This is a genomic window from Maritalea porphyrae (assembly GCF_027213965.1).
GTDB lineage: Bacteria > Pseudomonadota > Alphaproteobacteria > Rhizobiales > Devosiaceae > Maritalea > Maritalea porphyrae_A.
In genome coordinates this window covers 203562-225206 of sequence record NZ_JAPWGX010000001.1, presented here as the reverse complement: position 1 = coordinate 225206, position 21645 = coordinate 203562, and the positions used below count along the sequence as shown (strand labels likewise).

The following is a 21645-nucleotide window of genomic DNA, read 5'->3' as shown; positions in this document are numbered from 1 at the left end:
ATCGCAATGTTGGTTTAAATGGGTGTTTTGCTGCATTCTCAAATTGCTTTTTCCCAAAGCCCGCACTATGGTGCACGACCTGAACTTGCCCGAATAAAGAGCTCCAAGTATGTCTGATACAGATAATGTTTTCCGCGAAGTAGACGAAGAATTGCGCAATGAACGCATGAACAAGCTATGGCGCCAGTTTGGCCCATTTGTGATTGGCGTTGCCCTTGTCATTATTCTCATAGTTGCGGGCAATGAAGCTTGGCGTTGGTGGCAAACTTCAACAGCCAACCGTGGTGCGGAACAATTCACCGCAGCCCTTGAGCTTGTTGAAAACGGCGACGTTGCTGGTGGCCAAACCGCTTTGCAAGAAGTCATCAATTCTGGCTCGGGCCAATACCCCGTGTTAGCAAAATTCCGCTCTGCAGCCCTGTTGGCGACAGAAGGCAAAACAGCTGAAGCCGTTGCAGCTTATGACCAGCTCATGAGCACATCTGCTGACACGCGCCTGCGTGAATTGGCAGCAGTTTTTGCAGCCTATTTGCTGGTTGATGGTGGCGATCCGCTTGCTGTGACCCAACGGGTTGGCGATATGCAAGTTGAAACGCACCCATTGCGCAACGCAGCGCGCGAAGCCATTGGCCTAGCACATTATAAAGCCGGCAATTATGTTGACGCGCGCGTTTTGTTTGACGCCATTGCCGCTGACCCATTAACACCGCAAGACCTTGGTTTGCGTGTTTCACTTTATCTTGGCCAATTGACCGCGCAAGGCGTTGGCCCAACTGCCGAGGCTGCGTCAGAGTAATCTGACGCGCTTTACTGGAGCCCTAAATGTCTGTTTCTGTTGCGATCGTTGGGCGTCCCAATGTCGGCAAATCCACTTTGTTTAATCGCTTGGTGGGCAAAAAGCTGGCGCTGGTTGATGATACACCAGGCGTAACCCGTGACCGGCGCGAAGGTGAGGGCCGCATTGGCGATCTTACCTTTACGCTTATCGATACCGCTGGTTATGAAGATGCGGATGACGCAACGCTTGAAGGTCGTATGCGCCAACAAACCGAAGCCGCCATTCAAGAAGCCGATGTCATTTTGATGATGATTGATGCGCGCGCTGGCGTCACCCCAATGGACGAGCATTTCGCCAAATTGCTGCGCAAAGCGGGTAAAAAAGTGACCTTGCTGGCCAACAAAGTTGAAGGCCGCGCCGCTGAAGCTGGCCTGTTTGAAGCCTATAAACTTGGGTTTGGCGACCCTGTTGCGCTTTCTGCTGAGCATGGTCTTGGCCTTGCAGACCTTTACCACATTGTAGCAACGGCTATTGAAGCGGCCGCTGAAGTGCTTGAAGAAGGCAAAGAAGAATTTGAGAAGGCCGTCGCCCAGCTCGACGAATCCATGATGCCAGAAATCAACGTGGAGTTGGACGAAGACGGCAAAGGCGTTGAAGACGGCAAGGGCACATATGACCCAACGCGCTTCCTCAACGTGGCGATTGTTGGCCGCCCAAATGCCGGCAAATCTACCCTGATCAACAAAATGGTTGGCGAAGAGCGCGTGCTGACCGGCCCCGAAGCCGGTATCACCCGCGACGCGATTATGGTGCCGTGGGAATGGCAGGGCCGTACCATCAACTTGGTGGATACCGCCGGTATTCGCAAGCGCGCCAAAGTGCAGGAAAAGCTCGAAAAGCTTTCCGTAGCCGATGCGTTGCGCTCCATTCAATATGCCGAAGTTGTTGTGCTTATGCTTGATGCAACAGTGCCGTTTGAAAAACAAGATTTGCAACTTGCCGATTTGGTGGAACGCGAAGGCCGTGCCTTGGTGATCGCGCTCAACAAATGGGACTTGGTAAAGAACAAGCAAGAACACCTCAAAGACATGCAAGAATCATGTGAGCGTTTGCTACCACAGCTTAAAGGCGTGCCGCTGGTTACGCTTTCTGGCCTGCGCGGCAAAAACATCGATCGCTTGATGGAATCTGTACTTAAGGTAGAAAAGACTTGGAATTCAAGGATTTCCACCGCCCGCTTGAATCGATGGTTGATGGAAAAGACCGAAAGCCATCCACCCCCAGCGGTTTCCGGCCGCCGCTTGCGCTTCCGCTATATGACCCAAGCCAAAACCCGGCCACCGAGTTTCATCATCTTCTCATCGCGCCCAGATGCGGTGCCAAAATCTTACGAACGCTACCTGACCAACGGTCTGCGCGAAGCCTTCAATTTGGCTGGCGTCCCCATCCGCATGTGGTTGCGCGGTGGCGATAACCCTTATCACGATAAGGAAAAAGCGAAGCGGTATTAGGCGGTTGACCGGTCTAATATTCTTGCCAACTTTAGCCGTTCACGTTATGTTCTCATGTGAATCGTTTGAGAAAGACCGTGTCGATGTCTAAAATTGCCTTATTGCTCACCCAAGGTTTTGCTGATTGGGAATATGCCCTAATTGGCGGAACCGCAGGCCCGTTTTACGGGATTGAAGTTCAATATTTCACTCCAGTTGCCGGACAAGTCCGCTCGCAAGGCGGCTTAGGCGCACAGGTTTCTGAAAACCTAGACAACTTGCAAGACTGGCAACCAGACGCACTTGTTGTTGTAGGTGGTATGATCTGGACGACGGATCAATCGCCGGATATCCGAAACCTGCTCAACCAACAACACTCTAGTGGGACTGTGGTCGCTGGAATTTGTGGCGGAACCCTCGCGCTGGCGCGTGCTGGCCTGCTAAATGAGGGGCCGCACACGTCTAATGATCCAGATTATCTCACTCAAAATGCACGGGACTATGCGGGGACTGAACACTACCTCAAAAGCCCGTCCGCAGTCTCAGCGAACCGTATTATAACTGCCCCCGGCACCGCTCCCGTAAGCTTTGCCGCCGCCGTCTACGATAGTATTGGCATGGATCAAAGTACAATCGCGCAATTCAAAGCCATGATGGCCGCTGAATTTGGGTCAGATCTGAACGCTACCTGACCAACTGTCTACGGAGAAGCCTTCAATTTGGCTGGCGTCCCCATCCGCATGTGGCTACGCGGTGGCTATAATCCTTATCACGATAGGAAAAAGCGAAGTGGTTTTAGGCTGGGTTTTTGCCGAAATCTAGTTTGGGGGGCCTCAAACCCGCTGTGCAAACGCTGCCGCAAATCCACTGCCGATCAACCCAAACGCCGAACCAAACTTCAAGGTTTGCTGTCCGCCACGGCTTTCAAACAGCAGTTTGGTGTGCGATGCCAAAACGGCGATTATGGAAAACATCACAAACACCATGCTCAGGAACAAAGGCCCCAGCAACATCAATTGCGGCCAAAAGGCTTGGTTGGGGTCAATAAACTGCGGGAAGAAGGCCACAAAAAAACCGATGGCTTTTGGGTTGAGCAGCGTGGTGCCCAGCCCTTGCAAGTAGGGTGAAGCTGACACTTCAGCTGCCGCAACATCCACATCTGCGCTCGCCCGCAATTGCTTGATCCCAAGATAAATCAAATATGCAATGCCCGCCCATTTCACCGCGTTAAACAGCAAAACCGAACTTTGCATCAACGCCCCAAGGCCCAACAAGCTAAGCGAAATCAGAATTGTATCGGCGGAAATCACCCCGGCGCTGTACTTTATCCCCGCCATTGCCCCACGTCTGAGGCTGACGACCAGCAGCAGAATAATCGATGGGCCCGGTGAAAGGGTGATGACGATGGTCGCAATGATGAAGCCTAAGAGCATTTTGCTGTCTCCGTTGTTCCTCATGCTGACACGAGTTTAGCGGCTTGAGAAATTCATTTTTTGGATGTGGCATCACAAGAATTGATGACGGCAGCCTGACTATCACTTTCACACATGCTTAGTTCCTCCATCGTCATCCTCGGGCTTGACCCGGGGATCCATTTGGCTGTGCTGCTTGTTTCAGCTTTGGTGGTATTCAGGCAGCTTTACCCCATTCCGATTCATCATGGACCCTCGGGTCAAGCCCGAGGGTGACGAGAGGGATATGGAAGAAGTTGACGAGCGAGGCAAAGACGAGGGCAATGCGCAAGATTACTTCCTGCCCGTTATCCCTGTGTAGGCAGGGATCCAGGCCGGAGCAAACCAAGAGTGCCTTTCCTAAGGATGTTCTCTCCTGGATCTCTGCCGATATCCGGGATGACGCGCGGGGGAGTGGTAGTGTTGGCTGTTCAATGATTGCTTTGCCCACCAAGTGCAGGGCCGAACCCGTTGTGCTGCAGTGTGGTCCCGCATCAAGTGCGGGACGGTGCAAGTTGAAACCACATCACCCACACTTGATGCGGCGTCTAATGATCCAAACGCAACACCCAACCTCATGGAGAGCCTGTCGAACCATGAATGCTGTGCTGTGCGGTTCATCCTTCGACAAGCTCAGGATGAGGGCAATGCGCAAGTTTGCATCATGGGAGAGACAGCGCACGTTGAAACCACATTTCCCGCCCGTACCGCCCCGCACTTGATGCGGGGCCATTTCAGCTCAAATACGAAAAAACTTATCCTCCCCCAGAAAACACATGCCAATATTATCGCACCTGAGTTTGAAGCCGTGCAGATCACTGACGAGTGAGGGGCGGCGAACAGAGGCCCATAATCTGCTCACTTAAAATGTGCGCAGGAACGGCTAAAGTTCAAAACTCAGGGGATGGCTGAGCAACAAGACGTTTGTTGTTCGCACGAATTGAATTTGACCAGTCCGACACCGAGGATAACCGTAAACCGCTGGTGGTTTGATGACCATCCGAAACTTTTGACAGGCCGAGCAGTCAATGCTTCATCACGGCTCTGTGGCGTTGGTAAGGGGATAAAAGGGTTTAGCACCCCGGGTTGAAATCAATTCGTGCAGCGGTCATTTGCGCGAGGCGTTTTACGTCTCCTCATTCACTACCCTATTCGAGACGAAAAACCGCCTCGCGCCTTGCAAACTCGATCAGCTCCGCGAAGAAAGTTCGGCGGAGGCAAACCCGCAGGTGCCATAAACGCGATTGACCAAAATCTCCACCAAGCCTAAGGTTCGTGCTTTACCATCCCATTTCGAGGTTCCTCAAATGACATTCGCAACCCTTGCGACATATTGTATTGCGCTTGCTATTGCAGTGGCCATTCCTGGCCCTGGCGTTATGGCGCTGATTGGCACGGCCCTTGGTGGCGGCTTAAAACGCGCGATGCCGATGATCATCGGGATTGCATTTGGCGATACAACATGGTTGGTGATGGCCGTTTTGGGGCTCGCCGCCATTAGTGAACTCTATGCGGAAGCGTTTACCGTTATTCGCTATATCGGCGTTGCTTATCTCTTGTTTTTGGCGTGGAAGTTTTGGACCAACACATCCGAACTCAAAGCCGATGAAGGGTCGTCCAAACGCTCTGGTTTTGCATCCATGCTAAACGGTTATTTGATCACCATGGGCAATCCCAAGCCAATGTTCTTCTATTTGGCACTGGTGCCGGTGCTTTTGGACTTGAGCGCGTACGGCGCGGGTGAACTTTCAATCGTTGTTGTGGCGACATTCTTTATTCTTGTGACGGTTTTGACACCATATGCGTTACTGGCATCAGGCGCGCGCGAATGGCTTAAGTCTTCGCGCGTTTATAAAATCATGAACCGCACCGCCGCCGCGCTGATCGGCACTGCCGCCATCGTGATCGGGCTGCGGGCGCACTAAAATGGCCCGTGTGCACGTTGAGTGGGGCGAACGGGCGCTCGACGCTGACGCGCAAACGGCGGTGATTGTTGATTGCCTCAGCTTTTCGTCAGCCCTCAGCGTGGCTTGTTCACGCGGGGCAACCGTCTACCCATTTGGGTTGCGCGACGGGGCAAAACGCTTTGCGCAATTGCTGGATTTACAAATTGTTGGCAAGCGAAAAGGGCAAGGTCTGTCGCTTTCGCCACCTTCGTTGAACCAGCTAACAGAGGGGCAACGCATTGTCTTGCCCTCGCCAAATGGCTCCAACCTGACGCTGTTTGCGCGCCAAAAACATGTGTTGAGCGGCGCGTTGCGCAATGCAAAATCCGTCACAGAAGTCGCACAGCGCTTGGGCGAGAATGTGATCATTGTAGCAGCAGGCGAACGTTGGCAAACAGACGGCACATTGCGCCCGGCATTTGAAGATTGGGTCGCCGCAGGTGCAATCGCTTCTTATTTCAGCGATGGGTGGGACTTGAGTGCCGAAGCAAAACTTGCTGTTGCCTCATTCCAATCCCTTGCTGGAAACTTATATGACAGCCTTGCTGATTGTCTATCTGGCAAAGAACTAATCGAACGCGGGTTTGTTGAAGATGTGGAATGGGCCGCCAAGCTGGATGTGAGCGACGTTGTGCCCACTTTAATGCGCGAAGCGCGCACCTATCGTGAGATTGGTTTGAATGGCAATGATGTACCCTCAGAAACGGTCTTAGATATGCAAGTTTGCCGGTACGAAAGCCGTTGATTTATTCAAATACACAATTGTAAAAGCCGCGCTCAATATTGATCGCACCGCCACCATCAAGACAGGAATCAACAATCAACCACCGCTCAATATGCATGCCCAGCCAAATACCAAGACACAAAAGGATCACGCCACCAAAGACGAACCCAAAGCGCTTCATAATGGCCGATAAGCATTTGTGCGAATGTCGAAAATCTGCCCGTTCATTTGGTTTTCAGGAACAACCATATCGATCAATTTAGGCGCGATTTCACGCGGGTGTGGCAATGTAGAAGCGTCTTCACCTGGAACAGCTTTTGCGCGCATGCCCGTGCGCACCGCACCGGGATAGAACACATTTGCATTAACGGTGGAGCTTTCCATTTCGCCAGCATAAGACGCCGTCATCGCATTCACCGCCGCTTTGGTGGCACCATAAAGGCCCCAAAATGGTTTGCCCGTCTCAGCAGCAGAAGAGGACACAAAGACCGCTCGACCAGCGTCGGATGCACGCAGCAAAGGATCAAGCGAACGCAAAAGCCGGAAATTGGCGATCACATTGACGTCGAAAACATTCTTTACTTCCTTGGGGGAAATGTGCGGAACCGGGCTGATAATGCCCAACAAACCCGCATTGGCAATGAGACCGTCAAGCTTGCCCCAACGTTCAAAAATCGATCCACCCATTTGGTCGATCTTGTCGCCATCAGCAATGTCGAGGGGCACAAGGGTGGCAGAACCACCAACCGCTTGGATTTCGTCGTCCAGCTCTTCCAAACCGCCAATAGTGCGGGCGACAGCAATAATATGCGCGCCGCGCTTCGCCGCTTCAATTGCGGTAAAATATCCAATGCCGCGCGATGCGCCAGTAATCAGGATGACGCGATTAGCCAAATCTTTGTTGTCAGACATGAATTAGCCAGCCTCTCGCAGCATGGAAGTTTGTTTCAGTTTGCCGTTTTCCGCTTCTAAATCGACCAGACGAGTAGGGTACTCTCCGGTGAAATAATGGTCAGTAAACTGAGGGTTTTTCGGATCGCGAGGCGCACCGCCCACCGCATCATATAGCCCATCAACAGATAAGAAATGCAAAGAATCGGCGCCGATAAACTTACACATTTCATCATGGTCTGTGTATTGATTAGCCAATAGCTTTTCAGGATCTGGCGTATCAATGCCGTAATAATCTGAATGGGTGATTTTTGGGCTGGCCACGACCAAGTGCACTTCGCTGGCACCCGCATCGCGCACCAATTGCACAATCTTGGTAGACGTTGTGCCACGCACCACTGAATCATCCACCAATATCACGCGCTTGCCATCCAATTGGCCGCGGTTGGCGGAGTGCTTCAGCTTCACCCCAAAGGCGCGAATTTGCTGGCTTGGTTCAATAAAGGTCCGACCCACATAGTGGTTGCGGATGATGCCCAATTCAAACGGGATACCGCTTTCTTGTGCGTACCCGATTGCAGCTGGGGTGCCGCCATCTGGCACAGGCACCACAACATCGCCTTGCACAGGCGCCTCGCGGGCCAAGTTGCGGCCCATGGCTTTGCGCACATTATAAACCGAGCGCCCCGCAACAAATGAATCAGGGCGGGCGAAATAAACATATTCGAACAAGCAAACGCGTTCTGGTTTGGCTTCAAACGGTTTGGAAGAGGTTATCTTCACAGAGCCATCAGATTGCTTTTCACAAACAATGACTTCGCCATTTTCAACATCGCGCACAAACTTCGCGCCGATTATGTCCAGAGCGCAGGTTTCAGATGCCAAAATCGGGGCACCGTCCAGTTCGCCCAAAACGAGTGGGCGGATACCAAATGGATCGCGAGCACCCATAATTTTGGTGCGGGTCATGGCGATCAAGGCATAGCCGCCTTCCATCTGAGAAATCGCTTCCACAAAGCGAGCGACGGAGCCTTCTTTCTTGGATTGCGCAATCAGGTGCAGCACAACTTCGCTATCTGATGTGGACTGGCAAATCGCACCGTTTGCGATGATCTCGCGACGCAATTTCAATGCATTGGTGAAATTGCCATTGTGCGCCACCGCAATGCCGCCAACACTAAGTTCGGCAAACAATGGCTGCACGTTGCGTAACGCAACTTCGCCAGTTGTTGAATATCGATTGTGACCCAAAGCAACATCGCCGGGTAGCTTCTCGAGCATCTGGGGATCAGTGTAATGATCACCCACCAAGCCCATGCGCCGCTCAGAGTGAAAGCGTGTGCCATCGTAGGTTACGATACCTGCAGCTTCTTGACCGCGATGTTGGAGAGCGTGAAGACCAAGCGCGGTCAGTGCCGCTGCGTCTTTGTGTTGGAGGATGCCGAATACACCGCACTCCTCATGTAACGTGTCACCTTCAAGGTCAAAAACGTCATTTTCGCTGGCATTGCCAGCCGGGTGAGAGGAGTGCGCCAACGGTTTCCACCTATGTCATTTCATTGTCATGCAATGCTTGTCGGCTGATTACGCCCATGCGGCAATGGAGTCAACAAGCCGACTGGTTTTTACAAACCTTTGACCATTAGGTCGAAGTTTCGGTTGGAAGTTCTTCTTCCAATTCGTCGGTGCCCTCTACAACCGGAGCTTCGGGTTGAGGGGAGCGCCCGCGCAGAGTTTCGCTGACCATATCTTCCAGATCTTCAGGTAGGGCAGCGATCAAATCTTCGCCCAACTGTGAAAGCATAGGCAGTGTTTTGCTTTCTTTGCCCCAGTCGTTGACCACAGATTGGAACAACCACTGACCAAAAATTACAAACACAACAGCAATCAAAATGCCGCGTAAACCACCAAAGATGAACCCGAGCGAACGATCGAGTGGGCCAATTTTGCTGTCGCCCACAAGGTCGGCGATCCACATGGTCAACAGATGCAACACAATCAGCGCAACAATAAAGCTCACAAGGACCGTCGCAATGTCTGCAACCAATGGCTCCGCTACATATTGGCGTGCAAGATCTGGATTATTTGCAAACATCCACCAGGCAAACAGTGCAGAACCACCCCATGTTGCAAGCGATAGTATTTCGCGGGTTAGTCCCCGCATGGTGGCCAACAAGGCTGAAACCAAAACGATCAAGCCAACGGCAATATCAAATGCGGTAATCATTCTAAGACTATTCCCTCACGAAAACTCAGCGGTCGAATTTGCATTTCATTTAACCGCAATTGACGATAAAGCCAAGCGTTCACTCGTCATCTTTGTTAATGGGGCGCTTTGCACGGGATGCGATTTGTGCCACCAAATCCGCCAGTTGTTTAAATCGGCGCGTTTCGATTGCCCCGTCTTTGTCTTTCTCTTTGCCAAAAGCGGTGACGGCCAACCCAAATCCAAGCTTGTTTGCTTCTTTGAGGCGCGTTTGACTGTGCGAGACTGGGCGCACGCCACCGGAAAGGCTCACTTCACCAAAATATACCGCGTCGGCGGGAAGGGGGGCATTCGTTAATGAGGACACAAGTGCAGCGGCAACGGCCAAATCTGCGGCTGGCTCAGAAATCTTCAAACCACCTGCAACGTTTAAATAGATATCGTTTGCGCCAATTCGAACGCCGCAATGGGTTTCCAATACGGCCAGCACCATCGATAGGCGGGCCGAATCCCAACCGACTACCGCCCGGCGCGGTGTGCCAAGTGGTGAAGGGGAAACAAGCGCTTGAATTTCAACTAAAACTGGCCTTGTGCCTTCCATGCCTGCAAAAACCGCAGAACCGGACGCTTCTTTGTCGCGTTGGTCAAGAAATAGGGCGGATGGATTTGCGACTTCGCGTAAACCTTCGGACGCCATTTCGAACACGCCAATTTCGTCCGTTGCGCCATAACGATTCTTCACGCCGCGCAAAATGCGGAAATTGTGGCTAGCATCGCCTTCAAAATATAAAACCGCATCAACCATATGCTCTACAACACGTGGTCCAGCAATTTGGCCATCTTTGGTGACGTGACCCACCAAAACAACCGCGGCGCCTGACTTTTTGGCAAAACGTGTCATTGCCTGCGCGCTGGTACGTACTTGAGTGACAGTGCCCGGCGCGCTGTCGATGCGCTCGGTCCATAGGGTTTGGATAGAGTCAATAATCACAAGATCTGGTTTGCCCGCAGATTCAAGTGTCGCCAGAATGGTCTCGACGTGGGTTTCGCTGGCCAGCTGCACGGGCGAATTGTTGACGCCCAAACGTGATGCACGCAATCGCACTTGGGCAATGGCTTCCTCACCTGAAAAATAGACAACATTCAAACCCTGGTCGGCAAGGGCTGCGGCGGCTTGCAATAGAATTGTTGATTTGCCGATCCCCGGCTCACCACCAACCAAAATGGCAGAACCGACAACAAAGCCGCCGCCGGTTACACGGTCAAGTTCGGCGATTTTGGTGCAAACGCGCTTGGCATCTTCGCTGGAACCAGAAAGCGCAACCAGCTCGACCGGACGACCAGAGGCAACCGCAGATTTAGGACCACTGCCAACACCTGAGTTGGTTTGCTCTTCAACAATGGAATTCCACTCGCTGCAGCTTTCGCAACGTCCAGCCCATTTGCCGGTGACATTGCCACAAGCCTGGCAAACATATTGCGTGCGTGATTTGGACATTTCTATTCGATCTCGCTGCCAAAGTAGGTGCGGTGATAGCGCCCTTTCAGGCCTGTTAGAATTTCATAGCCGATGGTGCCGGCAGCATCCGCCAAATCATCGACAGAAACCGTTGGGCCAAGCACCTCAACCATCTCACCAGGCACCGGGCCATTAAGTCCAAATCCGGTTACGTCTACGGCAACTAAATCCATCGACACTTTGCCAAGAACGGGCACCAAATGGCCATTGATGGCCAATTTTGCACCCTGACGAGAGTTTGAACTGCTTGCAGAGCGCAAAAATCCATCCGCATAGCCAAGCGATATGATTGCGATGCGGCTATCCCGCTGCAAAGTATATTCTGCGCCATAGCCGACCGTTTCGCCCGTCTTGCCATCACGAACCTGCAAAATCGGTACATGCAAACTCACAACTGAGGACATTGGGTTCTTGCGGCCAGAAATCGCGCGGCCACCATAAAGGGCAATGCCAGGGCGCACCAATTGGAAATGATTGGCTTTGTTTGCCATCAATCCCGCCGAATTGGCTAAAGAAGCAGGCGTGTCCGGAAAATGGGCCATAATGGAGTGGAACAGCGCCAATTGGGTGCGGTTCTTTTCGTGATTTTGAACGTCCGCACAGCAAAGGTGGCTCATAATGACTTGAGGTTGATAACCAGAACGCTGCATTTGTTGGCGAACCCAATTGACGTCGCTCATGCGAAAGCCTGTTCGGTTCATACCGGTGTCAAAATTCAATGCCGCTGGATAAGCCTCGCCTTGCTGAACGCAAAAATTTAGCCATTCATCCAGCATTCCCATGGAATGTAGGATTGGCATGAGTCGCTGTGCCGCATAAAGATCTGAAGCGCCGGGCCATAATCCGCCAAGAACAAAGATATGCGCGTTGGGCAATGCCTTGCGCAGCATCAAGCCTTCTTCAGGGTTGGCGACAAAAAAGAATTGTGCCCCCGCGCGGGAAAGCGCTTTGGCGACAGGTTCCAAACCAAGGCCATAAGCATTGGCTTTCACCACGGCACCGGTGAGGGTGCCCGGGGATATTTTATCAAGCGCTGACCAATTGCGACCGATCGCATCAAGGTCAATCCGCAAGTGCCCGGAACTGATTGCCGCCAACTGATCCATTAGTCCAACTGTTCTGGGAGATAGTCTTCCCGCGCCAAATTGCCAAAACGTGTGATGTTGGCGTTAAAGTGCAACTGAACAGTGCCGGTCGGTCCGTGACGCTGTTTGGAAATAATCACTTCCGCACGTCCCGCAACTTGTTCCATTTCTGCTTGCCAAGTAAAAAACTCTGGCGTGTTTTCTTTGGGCATCTTGTTCTTCAAATAATATTCTTCACGATAGATGAACAGCACCACGTCCGCATCTTGCTCAATAGAACCTGATTCCCTCAAATCCGCTAGCTGTGGTCGTTTGTCATCGCGTGATTCAACTTGACGAGACAACTGAGACAGCGCGATCACAGGCACTTCTAGCTCTTTGGCCAGGGCTTTCAAGCTCGTAGTAATCTCGGTTAGTTCTTGCACCCTGTTGCCCGCGTTCTTTGAAGAACCTGAAAGTAGCTGCAAATAGTCAACGATCATCAAATCGAGGCCTTTTTGCCGTTTTAGCCGACGCGCACGGGCCGCCAACTGCGAGATCGCTAAGCCACCAGTATCGTCAATATAGAGCGGTGCCTTTGCCATTTCTTGGCTGGCTTCCACCAATTTAGAGAACTGGCTCTCGTGAATAGTACCCCGACGAATGTCCGAAGAAGAAATCTCAGCTTGTTCGGCCAAAATACGGGTTGCGAGCTGTTCGGATGACATCTCCAGCGAGAAAAAGCCCACCACGCCGCCATTCTTGGCCTTGATTTGCCCGTCGGGCATCGTTTGTGGCTCGTACGCTTTGGCGATGTTAAAGGCGATGTTGGTCACAAGCGAGGTCTTGCCCATCGCAGGCCGTGCCGCAAGAATAATCAAATCTGACTTTTGCAAACCGCCCATCACGCGATCCATATCGCTCAATCCGGTTGAAATACCAGAAAGGCCGCCATCGCGTTTAAACGCTTCGCCCGCCAAATTTACCGCGTCGCGCAGTGCTGTATCAAAATTGACAAAGCCGCCATCATAGCGCCCCTTTTCGGCCAACTCGAAAAGCGCTTTCTCCGCGTCTTCAATTTGCTTGTTGGGGGGCATATCCACGTCGGCGGTATAGGCTTCGTTGGATAGATTGTCGCCAACCTCGATCAGTTTGCGCCGGATGGCGAGGTCGTAGATTGTTTGAGCATAGTCTGAGGCGTTCAGAACGGTCGTGGCTTCAGCGGCCAACCGGGCCAGATACTGAGACATCGACATGTCGCCCGTAAACTCGTCCGGCAAAAATGTCTTTGCGGTAATCGGTGTCGCCCGTTTGCCAGTGCGAATGATTTTGGACAGTACCTGGTAAACGTCAGCGTGGACTTGTTCGTAGAAGTGTTCGGGCAGCAAAAAGTCAGAAACACGGTCAAACGCTTCGTTATTTACCAAAATCGCGCCCAAAAGCGCTTGCTCGGCTTCCACATTGTGGGGAGCAAGACGATATTCTGCCTCTTCAGGATGTAACTGCTGAACCGCTTCCATTTCCGCCTCCAATCACGACCCACTGTTGACCATCAACTGCTTACGCACAAGCAAAACAAATGCTCACTATCGATTGTATTCGATTCGAGCCAGATAGGTTGTGATTAGTGGGGAAAAAACTGCATCAAACAAAAAAGGCCGGGCGAACCCGGCCTTCTGAACTCAAAGGAAAAAGTAAAGCTTACGCTGTTGCTTCTTCTTCTGTTGCTTCGTCAGCCTCAGCAGCGGCTTCTTCACCAGCTTCTGCGTCTGCTTCTTCTTCAACAACTTCAGCAACAGGTGCATCGTCCTCGTAAGAAACAACAGTCATGTCTTCACCAGCTGCTTGACGTTCAGCTTCATCAGCAGAACGAGCAACGTTTACAGTGATCGATGAATCAACTTCAGCATGCAAATTCAAAACAACATTGTGCAAACCAACGTTTTTGATCGGCAAGCTCAAATCAACTTGTGATTTAGCCACTTGGATGTTTTCGGCAATCAAAGCATCTGAAATGTCACGTGATGAAACAGATCCGTAAAGAACCCCAGTTTCGCCAGCTTGACGGATCATTGTGATTTTGCGGCCGTTTACAGCTTCAGCAACTGCCATCGCGTTGTCGCGACGTTCTGCGTTGCGTTGCTCAATTTGGTCACGCTCTGATTCAAAACGAGCACGGTTCGCATTGTTTGCGCGAAGTGCTTTACCTTGTGGCAACAAGAAGTTACGCGCAAAGCCGTCTTTTACAGATACTTCATCGCCGATGGTGCCAAGGCGACCAACACGCTCAAGAAGGATAACTTTCATTTTATTTCTCCATTGCTGTCCCGCTTCAATCTGAAACGGTTAGGGGACTAAGCCCCAACGCCCAATCTGGGCTTAGCTTACCACGTATGGCAAAAGACCAAGGAAACGCGAACGTTTGATCGCGCGGGCCAATTCACGTTGTTTCTTTGCAGAAACAGCAGTGATACGGCTTGGGACAATTTTGCCGCGCTCTGAAACATAACGTCCCAACAAGCGAACATCTTTATAGTCAATCTTTGGAGCGTTCGCGCCAGAGAATGGGCAAGTTTTGCGACGACGTTGGAACGGACGACGTGCTTGAGAGGTTGTTAGATCACGAATAGCCATCTTTTAAATCTCCTTAGAAGCGACGTGGACCGCGACGTTCACCGCGATCACCGCGGTCGTCACGTTTTTGCATCATTGCAGAAGGACCTTCTTCGTGTGTGTCTACACGAACAGTCATGAAACGAAGGATGTCTTCGTTGATGCGCATTTGGCGCTCCATCTCAGCAACTGCAGCAGCAGGCGCTTCAATGTTAAGCAATGTGTAGTGCGCTTTACGGTTTTTGCGGATACGGAATGTCAGGGACTTAAGACCCCAATATTCTGTCTTGCCGATTGTACCGCCGTTTGAAGTGATCATTTCACTCAATGTCTTAGTCAGTTCTTCAACTTGTGCAGTCGAAACGTCCTGACGAGCCATGTAGATATGCTCATATAGTGGCATATAAATCGCCTTTGTTTGTGTTACGTGTCTGTTCATCCGCCGGCGCAAAGCCAATTTGGAAACCCACAAAAGGCGTCCAAAAGAATTTCACAAAGAGCGGGAACACGGGAGGCCGATACCGTTCCTGATATCATTCGATCTGAATAAACAAATCGACCCTCCGTTCAGCCCCCGGCCAAACGAACTGGCGCTATGTACGTCGACTCATCTTGGAATGCAAGCATTTCCTCACTTTTTGCGCCAATTTGGCGGTGAAGTGAAACAGATCCGTGCATAAAAGTTTGCAAAACTTGCACCAAGCGCCTCCACCAGCATAAAATGGGAGCCGAGTATCCGCGCATTCACATCAGTAATGCGCGTTTGCGTTTTTAAAGGGGCCAGTTATGACAAAAGTCCAAGTTCGCGCTCTAGAACAAGCGGACCGCGCCGCGTGGGGCGAACTCTATGGCGCATATGCGCGTTTTTACAATTCTCCCCAAACAGAAGAAATGCGCGACAAAGTCTGGTCTTGGCTGCATGCTGATGCCAACAGTCTTTTTGGGCTGGTGGCTATCGACAAAAATGCAGACCTCGTGGGCTTGGCGCACTGTCGTGAGTTTGCGCGTCCACTGGCCGCAAGCACCGGTTTGTTTCTTGATGATCTTTATGTGGACCCAGATAGCCGTGGCACAGGCGCCGCTGAAGCTCTGATTGCGCACATTAGACAGTTCGCGGTGGACAACCAAAACTCGATCGTGCGCTGGGTGACAGCCGACAATAACTACCGGGCGCGCGGTCTATATGATCATGTGGCGCGTAAAACGGACTGGCTTACCTACGATATTCAGCTATAAAACGCCAAAAATCCCAAATTGTTTTTACGCTAAGAGGCAGCAAAAATGACAAAAAGAGCATTCACGTTTCCAGGACAAGGCAGCCAAGCTGTCGGCATGGGCCAAGAATTGGCACAAGAGTTCGCCGAAGCGCGCGCCGTTTTCCAAGAAGTCGACGATGCACTTGAGACAAAACTGTCCAAAATCATGTTCGAAGGCCCAGAAGATACGCTTCGGCTAACCGAAAACGCTCAACCTGCATTAATGGCTGTCTCGATGACTGTTGTCCGCATTCTTGAAGCTAAAGGCGTCAAAATCGCAGATGTAGCAGAATATGTTGCTGGCCACTCGTTAGGCGAATATTCGGCCCTATGTGCTGCCGGGTCACTTTCAATATCCGACACTGCTCGGCTGTTGCAAACCCGTGGCCGTGCGATGCAGCAAGCGGTGCCGGTTGGTGAAGGCGCAATGGCCGCAATTCTGGGTCTTGAGCTTTCAGAAGTTGAAGAAGTTGCCGCCGCTGCCGCTCAAGGCGGTGTTTGCGATGTTGCCAACGACAACGCGCCGGGCCAAGTGGTTGTTTCTGGTGGCGCGTCTGCTGTTGAGCGTGCCATTGAGCTGGCAAAGGCTAAGGGCGCAAAACGCGCAATGTTGCTGCCAGTTAGTGCGCCGTTCCACTGCGCCATGATGGGCCCCGCAGCCGAAGCAATGGAAGTTGCTTTGGCCAACGCGGAGCTGGTCGCACCATCGGTGCCGCTGGTTTGTAACGTTTTAGCCGCGCCGATTAGCGACCCTCAAGAAATTAAACGCCGCTTGGTCGAACAAGTATGTGGCAAAGTGCGCTGGACGGAGTCAGTGGCTTGGTTGTCGAGTGAAGGCGGCGTTGAAGAATTGGCGGAGTTGGGCACAGGTAAAGTGTTGTCTGGCCTTGCACGTCGCATCAATCGTGATGTAAACGCTGTTCCTTTGAATACAGCGGCAGACATTGAAGCCTTTGTTGCTTCACTGTAAATCTGAAGAGTTGAACGAATAGGAAGTGCGACGACAATGTTTGATTTAACCGGTAAACGTGCATTGGTTACAGGTGCGAGCGGCGGCATTGGTCGCGCCATCGCGCAAAAACTTGCCGAAAAGGGCGCCGAAGTTGCCCTTTCTGGTACACGTGTTGAAAAGCTTGAAGAAGTTGCAGCTTCAATTCCTGGCAAAACGCATATTTTGCCGTGCAATTTGTCAGACCTAGATGCCGTGGACAAATTGATCCCGTCAGCCATTGAAGCCATGGGCGGCTTGGACATTCTGGTCAATAACGCAGGCATTACGCGCGACAACATCTTCATGCGCATGAAAGACAGCGAATGGGATGAGGTGATCGCAGTGAATCTAACCGCCGCGTTCCGCCTGTCTCGTGCCGCGGTTAAGGTCATGATGAAACAACGCGCAGGTCGTATCATTGGCATCACTTCAGTTGTTGGGGTTGCTGGTAATCCGGGGCAGGGCAACTATGCCGCGTCCAAAGCGGGCCTGATCGGCATGTCAAAAGCGATCGCACAAGAAGTAGCGAGCCGTGGCATCACGATTAACACTATTGCACCGGGCTTTATCGCCTCAGCAATGACTGATGAGTTGAATGACAAGCAGCGCGACACCATATTGGGCACCATCCCTGCTGGTCGGTTGGGAAATGCGGACGAAATCGCTGCCAGTGCTGTTTATTTGGCTAGTGATGAGGCTGCATATGTGACCGGGCAGACCATTCATGTGAATGGCGGGATGTTAATGGTCTAATGGATCGTGTTTTGGCCACAATTCATCGCTTTGTGCACAACTTAGCGAACCAATGTGGTCAAACAGATCAAAGTATGATAATGCCCCCAACCAACACGGGCCCAAAGCGAAACTTTGGCTAAAATGTGGTTGCTCCACATTGGGGAACTTGTAATCATGACGGTGCGATAGTAAGCCGTTAAATAGAATTAATTTGGCGAAGAGGAATAAAATATGAGCGATGTATCAGATCGCGTTCGCAAGATCGTTGTTGAGCACCTAAACGTAGAAGCCGACAAAGTTACAGAAAAAGCCAGCTTTATTGATGATCTTGGCGCGGACTCGCTCGATCAGGTTGAGCTAGTGATGGCGTTTGAAGAAGAATTCAGCGTTGAGATCCCTGATGACGCAGCTGAAAACATTCAAACTTTCGGTGATGCGGTTTCTTTCCTTGAGAAAGCTGTAAACTAAGATAACAAGCTGCGAGTGCCTGTATGAATTTACGAAGGGTTGTCGTCACTGGGGTGGGCATTGTGTGCCCCCTTGGTTCTGGTGCTGAAACCGTTTGGAGCAATATCCTTGCTTCAAAAAGCGGAGCAGCCCGGGTGACTGGTTTTGAAGTGGATGATTTGGCTTGCCAAATCGCCTGCCAAATTCCGTACGGCGACCAAACTGAAGGCAAGTTCAATCCTGATGATTGGATGGAGCCTAAAGAACAACGTAAAGTCGATCCGTTTATTGTTTACGGTATGGCAGCAGCCGGTCAGGCGCTTCAGGACAGTGGTTTTGAACCCAAGACCGAGCAGCAAAAAGAACGGGCCGGTGTTCTCATCGGCTCGGGCATTGGCGGCATTGGTGGCATCTATGATGCCGCAATTACGCTCAAAGAACGTGGCCCCCGTCGGGTAAGCCCCTTCTTTATACCGGGCAGATTGATCAATCTTGCATCGGGTTATGTTTCCATCAAGCACGGTCTAAAAGGCCCAAACCATTCGGTTGTGACCGCCTGTTCTACCGGCGCCCATGCCATTGGTGATGCCGCACGCATGATCGCGTTCGACGATGCTGACGTGATGGTTGCTGGTGGCACCGAATCTCCGGTTAATCGATTGTCGTTGGCTGGTTTTGCAGCCTGCCGCGCCCTATCAACCGGGTTTAATGATCAACCAGAAAAAGCTTCACGCCCATACGATAAAGACCGCGATGGTTTCGTCATGGGTGAGGGCGCTGGTATTGTTGTGCTTGAAGAATATGAACACGCAAAAGCGCGTGGCGCTAAGATTTATGGTGAGGTGGTTGGTTACGGCATGTCCGGCGACGCCCATCACATCACAGCACCTGCCGAAGACGGCAACGGTGGCTTCCGATCTATGTCAGCTGCGCTAAAGCGCGCCGGCATGGCGGCTTCAGAAATCGATTATATCAACGCACATGGCACTTCGACCCCACTTGGGGATGAGATTGAACTGGGCGCTGTTACCCGATTGTTGGGCGATGCGGCACCAAACGCTGTCATGTCCTCCACCAAATCGGCAATTGGTCATTTGCTTGGCGCAGCCGGCGCCGTCGAATCGATCTTTTCGTTGTTGGCCATGCGCGACAATATTGCGCCTCCGACCATAAATTTGGACAATCCGTCCGTTGAAACCCAGATTAACCTGGCTGCAAAAGTACCAGTTAAGAAGGAAATCAACGTTGCTTTGTCAAATTCATTTGGGTTCGGCGGGACAAATGCTTCCTTGATTTTCCGCACAGCGGAATAAAAGGCTGCATAGTCAGTAAATATCACTAGTTTCCCCTTGTTTTGCCGCAATCGCCACATCAAAATGCACGCAAGTTTTTCGTCAAATTTGTGAGAAAAGACAGCCGTGGCCAAGCGCACCAAAATAAAGAAAAAACAAAACGGATTGCTTCAAGTCCTCAATGCACTTTTGACGCTAACTGTCATTGGTATGGTAGCTAGCATTGGCCTTGTCTATTTTGGGCTGACCAAGTTCCATGAACCGGGCCAGATTTTGGAAGATACAGTTTTTGTGGTGCCAGAAGGCGCTGGGCTAAATGTTGTCGCTGGCAAGCTTGAAGACGAAAAGATCATCGATAATCGTCTTGTATTCCGGTTTGGTGCCATTGCAACAGATCTGAACGGCGGCTTGAAGCGGGGCGAATATTTGTTGCCCGCAAATGCGAGCATGCGCAAAATCCTCGACACGCTGATTGAAGGGCGACCGATACAATATAGCGTCACTTTGCCGGAAGGGTTGACCTCTTGGCAGATTGTTGAACGCCTTCGTGCAAGCGTTGATTTAACTGGTGAGATCTTGGAAGTGCCGGCTGAAGGGACTTTGTTGCCAGACACTTATTCTTTTGAACGCGGCAGTTTCCGCAAGTCTGTTCTTGCGCAAATGACTAAGGCCCATGATGTTGTGGTGGCTGAGATATGGGAGACACGTCAACCAGATTTGCCCATCAAAACCATCGAAGAATTTGTCATTCTTGCATCGATTGTGGAAAAAGAAACCGGCGTAGCCAGCGAACGCCCTCAAGTTGCAGCCGTGTTCATCAATCGGCTCAACAAAGGCATGCGCCTTCAATCTGATCCAACAATTATTTATGGCATCAACAATGGGCAAGGGCCACTTGGACGAGGTTTGAGGCGGTCGGAAATTGATACAAAAACCGACTATAATACATATCAGATTGATGGCCTGCCAATAGGCCCAATCTCAAATCCGGGCATAGATTCGCTTAGAGCGGTGGCAAATCCTGCACAAACAGATGCGCTTTATTTTGTGGCAGATGGCACGGGTGGTCATGCTTTTGCCGCAACTTACAAAGAACATCAAAAAAACGTGGCTGCATGGCGCAAAATCGAACAAGAACGCGCAAAAGCCGCCGAAGAAGCAGCCAAAAAGGCAGCTGAAGAGGCCGAAGCTGCTGCCACCGCGGCAGAAGCAGATGGCAGCGAAACACCGGTAAACAATTAGTCTGCGGCAGTTGGGGCGCTGTGGCGCTCCAACGCACGAGGCAAAGGAATGCGACAAATGATTAAGCCACTAGCCAGTATGACTGCATTTGCGCGAAGCGCTGGCGTTGCCCAAGGTTGTCGCTTTGCAATTGAAATCAAAACCGTCAATGCCCGTGGGTTGGACGTACGTTTGCGGGTCGCCCAAGGTTTGGATGATCTTGAACATCAAGTGCGCAAGAAAATCTCAGACCGCCTCAATCGTGGCGCAGTGAACTTTTCCCTTAACCTGACCAATGAAAATGCTCAGACGGAAGTCACTGTAAACGAGCAAGCCCTGGGCACCGCGCTTGACGCAATTGACACATTGGCGGGCCGGATAGAAGCAGATCGACCACGGTTAGACGGCATATTGGCACTAAAAGGCGTGCTTGAAGTCAAAGAGGCCGAGCTTTCCGAAATCGCAAAAGCGGAACTTAAACAGACCATTTTGGCTGAAGTAGATGTTGCGTTGGATGATTTGCTCGAAGGGCGTCGCCTTGAAGGGGCGCAGTTGTTGGATGTAATTATCGCCCGGCTAAACGAAATTGAGCAGCTCACAGCCGCCGCAGAAGAAAATCCCTCGCGCAGCAGAGAAGCCATTTTGTTGCGCTTAAAAGATCAGGTTGAACTTCTCGCCACCGTAGATGCAAGTTTGTCCGAAGAACGGTTGCACCAAGAAGCGCTTGTGTTGGCCACGAAAGCAGATATTCGCGAAGAGCTTGATCGTCTAACCGCTCACGTTCAAGCCGCCCGCAAGCTCATCAAACAGGGCGGGCCGGTCGGGCGAAAACTCGATTTTTTAGCCCAGGAGTTCAACCGGGAAGCGAATACACTTTGCTCAAAGAGCAATAATGTAGAACTGACGTCCATCGGTTTGGATCTAAAGGCCGCCATTGACCAACTGCGCGAGCAGATTCAAAATATCGAGTAAAAACAAAGCGCCGTGCACAGAACTTTGGTGTGAAATGGCCAATAGGGGT

Annotated in this window: 24 protein-coding genes; 13 read left to right on the top strand and 11 right to left on the bottom strand. The window is 51.5% G+C overall.

What is annotated here, in order from left to right; all coding sequences use genetic code 11:
* The first annotated feature begins 109 nt into the window (after window positions 1–109).
* The 3 genes from O4H47_RS01385 to O4H47_RS01375 all read left to right on the top strand — a co-directional run bounded on the left by O4H47_RS01385 (window position 110) and on the right by O4H47_RS01375 (window position 2960).
* Window positions 110–796, top strand: coding sequence for a tetratricopeptide repeat protein (locus O4H47_RS01385; RefSeq protein ID WP_269392139.1), 687 nt, complete (start codon window positions 110–112; stop codon window positions 794–796).
* Window positions 797–822: 26 nt separating this feature from the next.
* Complete coding sequence (der, locus tag O4H47_RS01380) at window positions 823–2289, top strand: ribosome biogenesis GTPase Der (RefSeq protein WP_269392138.1); 1467 nt, start codon at window positions 823–825, stop codon at window positions 2287–2289.
* Window positions 2290–2372: 83 nt separating this feature from the next.
* Complete coding sequence (locus tag O4H47_RS01375) at window positions 2373–2960, top strand: DJ-1/PfpI family protein (RefSeq protein WP_269392137.1); 588 nt, start codon at window positions 2373–2375, stop codon at window positions 2958–2960.
* A gap of 141 nt (window positions 2961–3101) precedes the next feature.
* On the opposite strand, the gene O4H47_RS01370 is transcribed toward O4H47_RS01375, so the two are convergent.
* On the bottom strand, window positions 3102–3701 hold the full coding sequence (locus O4H47_RS01370) for a LysE family translocator (protein ID WP_269392136.1): 600 nt from the start codon (window positions 3699–3701) through the stop codon (window positions 3102–3104).
* Between the two features lie 526 nt (window positions 3702–4227).
* Here O4H47_RS01370 and O4H47_RS01365 point away from each other — a divergent pair.
* The 3 genes from O4H47_RS01365 to O4H47_RS01355 all read left to right on the top strand — a co-directional run bounded on the left by O4H47_RS01365 (window position 4228) and on the right by O4H47_RS01355 (window position 6410).
* Window positions 4228–4548 (top strand): hypothetical protein, encoded by a 321-nt coding sequence (locus O4H47_RS01365; protein ID WP_269392135.1) that lies wholly within the window; start codon window positions 4228–4230, stop codon window positions 4546–4548.
* A gap of 478 nt (window positions 4549–5026) precedes the next feature.
* The gene (locus O4H47_RS01360) at window positions 5027–5644 is read left to right on the top strand and encodes a LysE family translocator (RefSeq protein WP_269392134.1); all 618 of its coding nucleotides are present in this window, start codon (window positions 5027–5029) and stop codon (window positions 5642–5644) included.
* 1 nt (window position 5645) lies between these two features.
* Window positions 5646–6410 (top strand): 2-phosphosulfolactate phosphatase, encoded by a 765-nt coding sequence (locus O4H47_RS01355; RefSeq protein ID WP_269392133.1) that lies wholly within the window; start codon window positions 5646–5648, stop codon window positions 6408–6410.
* Between the two features lies 1 nt (window position 6411).
* Here the strand turns inward: O4H47_RS01355 and O4H47_RS01350 are convergent, their stop codons facing one another.
* From O4H47_RS01350 to rpsF, 10 genes are all read right to left on the bottom strand, one after another.
* The gene (locus O4H47_RS01350; protein WP_269392132.1) at window positions 6412–6570 is read right to left on the bottom strand and encodes a hypothetical protein; all 159 of its coding nucleotides are present in this window, start codon (window positions 6568–6570) and stop codon (window positions 6412–6414) included.
* Complete coding sequence (locus O4H47_RS01345; RefSeq protein WP_269392131.1) at window positions 6567–7301, bottom strand: SDR family NAD(P)-dependent oxidoreductase; 735 nt, start codon at window positions 7299–7301, stop codon at window positions 6567–6569. Before O4H47_RS01345 ends, O4H47_RS01350 begins: the two co-directional genes overlap by 4 nt.
* Window positions 7302–7304: 3 nt before the next feature.
* Window positions 7305–8816: an amidophosphoribosyltransferase gene (gene purF, locus O4H47_RS01340; protein WP_269392130.1), complete on the bottom strand. Its 1512-nt coding sequence runs from the start codon at window positions 8814–8816 to the stop codon at window positions 7305–7307.
* Between the two features lie 106 nt (window positions 8817–8922).
* The gene (locus tag O4H47_RS01335) at window positions 8923–9507 is read right to left on the bottom strand and encodes a CvpA family protein (protein WP_269392129.1); all 585 of its coding nucleotides are present in this window, start codon (window positions 9505–9507) and stop codon (window positions 8923–8925) included.
* A gap of 79 nt (window positions 9508–9586) precedes the next feature.
* Window positions 9587–10984, bottom strand: coding sequence for a DNA repair protein RadA (gene radA, locus O4H47_RS01330; RefSeq protein ID WP_269392128.1), 1398 nt, complete (start codon window positions 10982–10984; stop codon window positions 9587–9589).
* Window positions 10985–10986: 2 nt separating this feature from the next.
* A complete protein-coding gene (gene alr, locus O4H47_RS01325) occupies window positions 10987–12111 on the bottom strand; it encodes an alanine racemase (protein WP_269392127.1) in 1125 nt (374 codons plus the stop codon).
* Entirely contained in the window at window positions 12111–13589 is a 1479-nt protein-coding gene (locus O4H47_RS01320; protein ID WP_269392126.1) for a replicative DNA helicase, read from the bottom strand. Before O4H47_RS01320 ends, alr begins: the two co-directional genes overlap by 1 nt.
* 181 nt (window positions 13590–13770) lie before the next feature.
* A complete protein-coding gene (gene rplI / locus O4H47_RS01315; RefSeq protein WP_269392125.1) occupies window positions 13771–14376 on the bottom strand; it encodes a 50S ribosomal protein L9 in 606 nt (201 codons plus the stop codon).
* A gap of 72 nt (window positions 14377–14448) precedes the next feature.
* Entirely contained in the window at window positions 14449–14703 is a 255-nt protein-coding gene (rpsR, locus tag O4H47_RS01310) for a 30S ribosomal protein S18 (RefSeq protein WP_419719579.1), read from the bottom strand.
* 13 nt (window positions 14704–14716) lie between these two features.
* Window positions 14717–15085 carry a 30S ribosomal protein S6 gene (gene rpsF, locus O4H47_RS01305; protein WP_269392124.1) on the bottom strand — a complete coding sequence of 123 codons (369 nt, stop codon included), beginning with the start codon at window positions 15083–15085 and terminating at the stop codon, window positions 14717–14719.
* Between the two features lie 383 nt (window positions 15086–15468).
* On the opposite strand from rpsF, the gene O4H47_RS01300 reads away from it, so the two are divergent.
* From O4H47_RS01300 to O4H47_RS01270, 7 genes are all read left to right on the top strand, one after another.
* The gene (locus O4H47_RS01300; protein WP_269392123.1) at window positions 15469–15918 is read left to right on the top strand and encodes a GNAT family N-acetyltransferase; all 450 of its coding nucleotides are present in this window, start codon (window positions 15469–15471) and stop codon (window positions 15916–15918) included.
* A gap of 45 nt (window positions 15919–15963) precedes the next feature.
* Entirely contained in the window at window positions 15964–16908 is a 945-nt protein-coding gene (fabD, locus tag O4H47_RS01295) for an ACP S-malonyltransferase (protein WP_269392122.1), read from the top strand.
* Window positions 16909–16944: 36 nt separating this feature from the next.
* On the top strand, window positions 16945–17682 hold the full coding sequence (fabG, locus tag O4H47_RS01290; RefSeq protein ID WP_269392121.1) for a 3-oxoacyl-[acyl-carrier-protein] reductase: 738 nt from the start codon (window positions 16945–16947) through the stop codon (window positions 17680–17682).
* A 213-nt stretch (window positions 17683–17895) separates the two neighbouring features.
* A complete protein-coding gene (locus O4H47_RS01285; RefSeq protein ID WP_269392120.1) occupies window positions 17896–18132 on the top strand; it encodes an acyl carrier protein in 237 nt (78 codons plus the stop codon).
* A gap of 23 nt (window positions 18133–18155) precedes the next feature.
* Window positions 18156–19424 (top strand): beta-ketoacyl-ACP synthase II, encoded by a 1269-nt coding sequence (fabF, locus tag O4H47_RS01280; RefSeq protein ID WP_269392119.1) that lies wholly within the window; start codon window positions 18156–18158, stop codon window positions 19422–19424.
* Between the two features lie 105 nt (window positions 19425–19529).
* Entirely contained in the window at window positions 19530–20645 is a 1116-nt protein-coding gene (mltG, locus tag O4H47_RS01275; protein WP_269392118.1) for an endolytic transglycosylase MltG, read from the top strand.
* A 57-nt stretch (window positions 20646–20702) separates the two neighbouring features.
* Window positions 20703–21596, top strand: coding sequence for a YicC/YloC family endoribonuclease (locus O4H47_RS01270; RefSeq protein WP_269392117.1), 894 nt, complete (start codon window positions 20703–20705; stop codon window positions 21594–21596).
* Window positions 21597–21645 lie beyond the last annotated feature (49 nt).